Source organism: Winogradskyella psychrotolerans, from assembly GCF_018860545.1.
In the GTDB taxonomy this organism is placed as follows: domain Bacteria; phylum Bacteroidota; class Bacteroidia; order Flavobacteriales; family Flavobacteriaceae; genus Winogradskyella; species Winogradskyella psychrotolerans_A.
The window spans coordinates 1-6156 of record NZ_JAHKPN010000036.1; the positions used below are offsets into that span (position 1 = coordinate 1).

Below are 6156 nucleotides of genomic sequence, written 5' to 3' on the forward strand. Positions count from 1 at the left end.
GTAGCAGCTGGTGGCGGAAATGATGATAACATCTACTCTACTAATGGTACAATTACTGGTAATCGATATATTACACAAGGTAACTTTGATCTTAATTTCGATTCAAGCACTTTAGTCATTGATGGCAGCGCTAATGAAGTTGGTATTGGTACAAACAGCCCAACAGCTCGATTAGATATTAATGGAGACGCTAGAATAAGAACTGTAAATGACGGAGCGGATACAGACAATATTTTAACTAGAGATGCTAGTGGAAATATTCGTCGTAGAACGGCTGCTCAAATTGTAGCTGCAGGTGGTGGAAGCGATGACAATATTTATTCTACTAGTGGTACAATTACAGGTAATCGTAATATTACTCAAAACAACTTTGATGTTAATTTTGATGCTAATACTTTAGTCATTGATGGAAGCTCTAATAATGTTGGTATAGGTGTAACCAATCCTAACATAGATTTAGCTATTGGTGATAATGATACAGGTTTACAGCAACAAGGAAACGGCATACTTGCCTTTTACTCTAATAATAACGAAAGAGTAAGAATCAGTAGCAATGGAAATATTGGTATTGGAACCACGGCACCTTCACAAAGGTTACATGTTAATGGCATTAGTCAATTAGGTACGAATATAGCTAGTGATGGTGATTTGAGACTGAACCAAATGGGTACAGGAGATAGAAACTCAAGAATTCAATTTTATACCGATGCTGATGCTTCTAATGACGCGGAAATTATTAGAAATAATGGAACTGATGGTAATTTAATTATTGACAACGAAGGTAACGGTATCATGTACTTACGTAACCGAGGTAATGGTCAAGTACGTTTAGGGACAAATAATTCTGATGATTTTTATATACAAGATGGTGGTAACATTGGAATAAATATAAGTGCCCCAACCTCAAAGTTAGATATCAACGGAGACCTTAGGATAAGAACCGTTAATAATGGAGCTGATACAGACAATATTTTAACAAGAGATTCTGATGGTAATATTCGTCGTAGAACGGCTGCACAAATTGTAGCTGCTGGTGGTGGAAACGATGATAACATTTATTCTACTAATGGTACAATTACTAGTAATCGTAATATCACACAAGGTAACTTTGATCTTAATTTCGATTCAAGTACTTTAGTAATAGATGGTAGCGCTAATGAAGTTGGTATTGGTACAAACAGTCCAACAGCTAAATTAGATATCGATGGTGATGCCAGAATTAGAACAGTAAATGACGGAGCGGATACAGACAATATTTTAACTAGAGATGCTAGTGGAAATATTCGTCGTAGAACGGCTGCTCAAATTGTAGCTGCAGGTGGTGGAAGCGATGATAACATTTATTCTACTAGTGGTACAATTACTGGTAATCGTAATATTACTCAAAACAACTTTGATGTTAATTTTGATGCCAATACTTTAGTTATTGATGGAAGCTCTAATAATGTTGGTATAGGTGCAACCAATCCTAACATAGATTTAGCAATTGGTGATAATGATACCGGATTACAGCAACAAGGAGACGGCATACTTGCCTTTTACTCTAATAATAATGAAAGAATAAGAATCAGTAGCAATGGAAATATTGGTATTGGAACCACGGCACCTTCACAAAGGTTACATGTTAATGGCACTAGTCAATTAGGTACGAATATAGCTAGTGATGGTGATTTAAGATTGAACCAAATGGGTACAGGAAACAGAAACTCAAGAATTCAATTTTATACCGATGCTGATGCTTCTAATGACGCGGAAATTATTAGAAATAACGGAACTGATGGTGATTTAATTATTGACAATGAAGGTAATGGTATTATGTATTTACGTAACCGAGGTAATGGTCAAGTGCGTTTAGGAACAAATAATTCTGATGACTTTTTTATTGAAGATGGTGGTAATATTGGTATTAGCACAAGTGATCCAACAGCGAAATTAGATATCGCTGGAGATGTTAGGATAAGAACTATTAATACTGGAGCAGATACCGATCATATTTTAACAAGAGATGCTAGTGGTAATATTCGCCGCAGAACGGCTGCTCAAATTGTAGCTGCAGGTGGTGGAAATGATGATAACATCTACTCTACTAATGGTACAATTACTGGTAATCGTAATATCACACAAGGGAACTTTGATCTCAACTTTGATTCAAGCACTTTAGTAATAGATGGTAGCGCTAATGAAGTTGGTATTGGTACAAACAATCCAACAGCTAAATTAGATATCGTCGGGGACGTTAGAATTAGAACAGTAAATGACGGAGCGGATACGGATAATATTTTAAGTAGAGATGCTAGTGGAAATATTCGTCGTAGAACGGCTGCTCAAATTGTAGCTGCTGGTGGCGGAAGTGATGATAACATCTACTCTACTAGTGGTACAATTACTAGTAATCGTAATATTACTCAAAACAACTTTGATGTTAATTTTGATGCTAATACTTTAGTCATTGATGGAAGCTCTAATAATGTTGGTATAGGTACAACCAATCCCAATATAGATTTAGCTATTGGCGATACCGATACAGGTTTGCAGCAACAAGGAGACGGCATACTTGCCATTTACTCTAATAATAACGAAAGAGTAAGAATCAGTAGCAATGGAAATATTGGTATTGGAACCACGGCACCTACACAAAGGTTACATGTTAATGGCACTAGTCAATTAGGTACGAATATAGCTAGTGATGGTGATTTGAGACTGAACCAAATGGGTACAGGAGATAGAAACTCAAGAATTCAATTTTATACAGATGCTGATGCTTCTAATGACGCGGAAATTATTAGAAATAACGGAACTGATGGTGATTTAATTATTGACAATGAAGGTAATGGTATTATGTATTTACGTAACCGAGGTAATGGTCAAGTACGTTTAGGGACAAATAATTCTGATGACTTTATTATTGAAGATGGTGGTAATATTGGAATTGGTACAAGCGACCCCACGGCTAAATTAGATATCGCTGGAGAAGTTAGAATAAGAACCATTAATAATGGAGCAGATACTGATAATATTTTAACAAGAGATGCTAATGGAAATATTCGCCGTAGAACAGCTGCTCAAATTGTAGCTGCTGGTGGTGGAAACGACGATAACATTTATTCAACTAATGGTACAATCACTGGTAATCGGACTGTAAATTTAGATACAAACACCATTGATTTTAACGGTAGTGCAAACGATGCATTTCAAGTAGACGGATCTACATTTACTATTGATGCAGACACAAATAGAGTTGGTATCGGTATGTCAGATCCTGAAGAAAAATTAAATATAAATAATGGAATTATTCAGGTAGGACGAGCAGCATCTACGCATACACAAATTGAAAACAATAGAATAGAAACTGGCATAAGTACAGGATCAGTTGCACTTACTGTTAATGATAGCGGTGGAAACGCAAATGTTACATTTAATAACACAGCACGTATTCCAGATGTTGATGGTAACGCAGCACGAATTAGCGTAAACGTTGATAGTAATGTAAATGCCGCCATGAATTTTGAAATAGCAGAAGGGGTCACTGCTGGTACTGCTGTAACCACTAGTACAGAAATGACTTTAACTACAACAGGGTTAGGAATTGGCATAACAGCACCATCAGAAAAATTAGATATCAATAATGGTAGTGTTCGTGTACGCGACCTTAGTAGCTCAGGAAACAGAATAGTCTATGCGGATAGTGATGGAGTATTAACAATAAGATCTTCAAGAAGTGCCACTTTTGCTAGAGGTACAAGTGCTAGTTATAATAGTTCAGATGATTGGAGAAGAATTTCTAGTGTTTCATCGTCATTAGATGTAAGAAACGGAGATGTTATCCTTGTAAACTGGTCTACCATTGTAGAATTAACTGGTGCAAGCACTACGGATACTTTAAATTTTGAAGTGCGATTAACAGGAAGCGGAGGGTGTAGCGATGTAAATTTATCAGGTGGAAATTTCTCAGAAGTCAATCATGATGATTCTAAAGGCTACGGAGGTACTAGTGGAGCAACTAGTGCTTGTGATGGCACCTATACGATATCACTTTGGGGAAGGAATATAGGCAGCGATAATTGGTCTTACAATGAATCTAATGTTACAGCTACGGTAAATTAAAATAGACAATATTTTTTTTAAATAAATATCCTATGATACACTTTATAAATATTGTAACGATAAAGCATCAATTTCTCAATGCTCATATAAGGGCTGTTACAGCTTTTATTATGTTTTTGGGAGTAGCTTTCTCATCCTATGCACAGTTAAGCGTAAGAAATGACAATTTCGTTATTGTAAGTGATGAAATTATATTTGTAAACGAAGCTATTACCTTGGGGGAAACTGATTCAAAATTTTATTTGAGGAATGAAGGTCAACTCATTCAAGGAAACGATCTATCGTCCAATACAGGTATTGGTGAACTAAGCGTCTATCAAACAGGTAATGCCAGTAATTATATTTATAATTATTGGTGCTCTCCAGTAGGAAACAATTCCGCTATTATAGGCAACGAATCAGCACGTGTTAACTTAATTGATGAGGCAACCAATATTGTAACATTGCAAGATCCTACAGGGACTACATCTAGTATTGATGCAGCTTTCACGTCTAGTTACGATGGGTTTTCGTCACCAGCATTGACAATTTCTAAGCGTTGGTTATATACATTTAGCACATCGAATGACTATGCAGATTGGAGCTATGTAGCTGCATCTTCACCTATTTTACCTGGACTTGGTTTTACAATGAAAGGAGTATCTGGCACTAATAACCAACTATACGATTTTAGAGGCAAAGCTAATAACGGTTTAATAAGTAACTTAGTTACAGCCGAGCAATTTACGCTTATAGGTAATCCTTATCCATCGGCTATAGATGCCTTACTTTTTATTCATGATCCACAAAATACAAATTTAAATAATGGTCCGAGTCCTCATCCAACAACTACTGGTGCTCTTTATTTTTGGGAACAATCTGATGAAGGATCGCATGTACTTAGTGAGTATATTGGTGGTTATGCTTCATATACAATTTCAAATACAGGCGTAGAAAGCTTTGTAAACGCAATGTTTACAGCTTATGATGGTGCAGGTAATCCGGTTCCTTTAGCACCATCAGCAGGAGGAAATACAGGCACAAAAATATCAAAAAGATATATCCCAATTGGTCAAGGATTTATGGTGGAAGGATCAAGTGGTATCCCTTCTGGAACAAGTGTTTATATGAAAAATGCACATCGTGTGTATGAAAAAATTTCCGATGGAAATAGTTTGTTTTTTCGAAGTTCAAACACTGAAACTACAGCTTCTGATACGGATACTAATGAATCTTCGTATAATGAATATGGACTTAATAATGTTCCGCAAGACCATAAAAGATTTCGTTTAAACGTGACGTTTAATGATGAATACACAAGACAATTACTTCATAATTTTCATAATACAGCAACCCCTGGATTTGATTATGGAATGGAGGCAAAATCGTCTAGTGAAACATCAACCGATGCCTATTGGATACTGGATGCTGTACCTTATACCATTCAGGCAAACGCTTATGCATTAGATTTATCACTACCCGTTGTAGTTAAGTCAGAAAACCAGCAGCAATTGAGATTCAGTATTTTTGATGTTCAAAATTTTGAGGATTCACAACCAATCTATTTACACGATTTAGAGACTAATATTTATGTAGATTTAACACAACAAGATTATAACTTAAATATTGATGCTGGAACTTTTGAATCTAGGTTTCAAATTGTATTTGTAAACGACAACACATTGAGTGCGCCATCTAATATTAAAGATCAATTCGATATTTTTGTGAATAATCAAGAATCTCAATTTACTATTTTAAACCCTAATCTGAGAGATTTACATTCGTTTCAAGTTTTCGACACCAATGGACGAATGGTCTTAAACCACTCTATTTCTTCAATAGATAGCAGTTATAATTATCCATCAAAAAATTTAAGCGAAGGAATTTATGTAGCTCAAATTCTACTTAATAATAAATCGTTCTCTAAAAAATTAATAGTAACCCACGAATAGCACTTAGCAATTAATTAAAAAAGACATCATTAATTTAAGTGAATTTTTCGACCTCGAATGTCAATGCTGTTTCCAATTCATATTCTTTTTAACACTACAGAATGATTATTCATAAAAAACG

General features: G+C 35.4%; 2 protein-coding genes. Both read left to right on the forward strand.

Going from position 1 to position 6156, the window contains the following annotated elements:
* Positions 1–4104 (forward strand): beta strand repeat-containing protein (locus KO515_RS12225; protein WP_436800010.1); only part of this gene is annotated, 4104 nt, incomplete at its 5' end.
* 32 nt (positions 4105–4136) lie between these two features.
* Positions 4137–6035 carry a T9SS type A sorting domain-containing protein gene (locus tag KO515_RS12230; protein ID WP_215936635.1) on the forward strand — a complete coding sequence of 633 codons (1899 nt, stop codon included), beginning with the start codon at positions 4137–4139 and terminating at the stop codon, positions 6033–6035.
* The last annotated feature ends 121 nt before the right edge of the window (positions 6036–6156 follow it).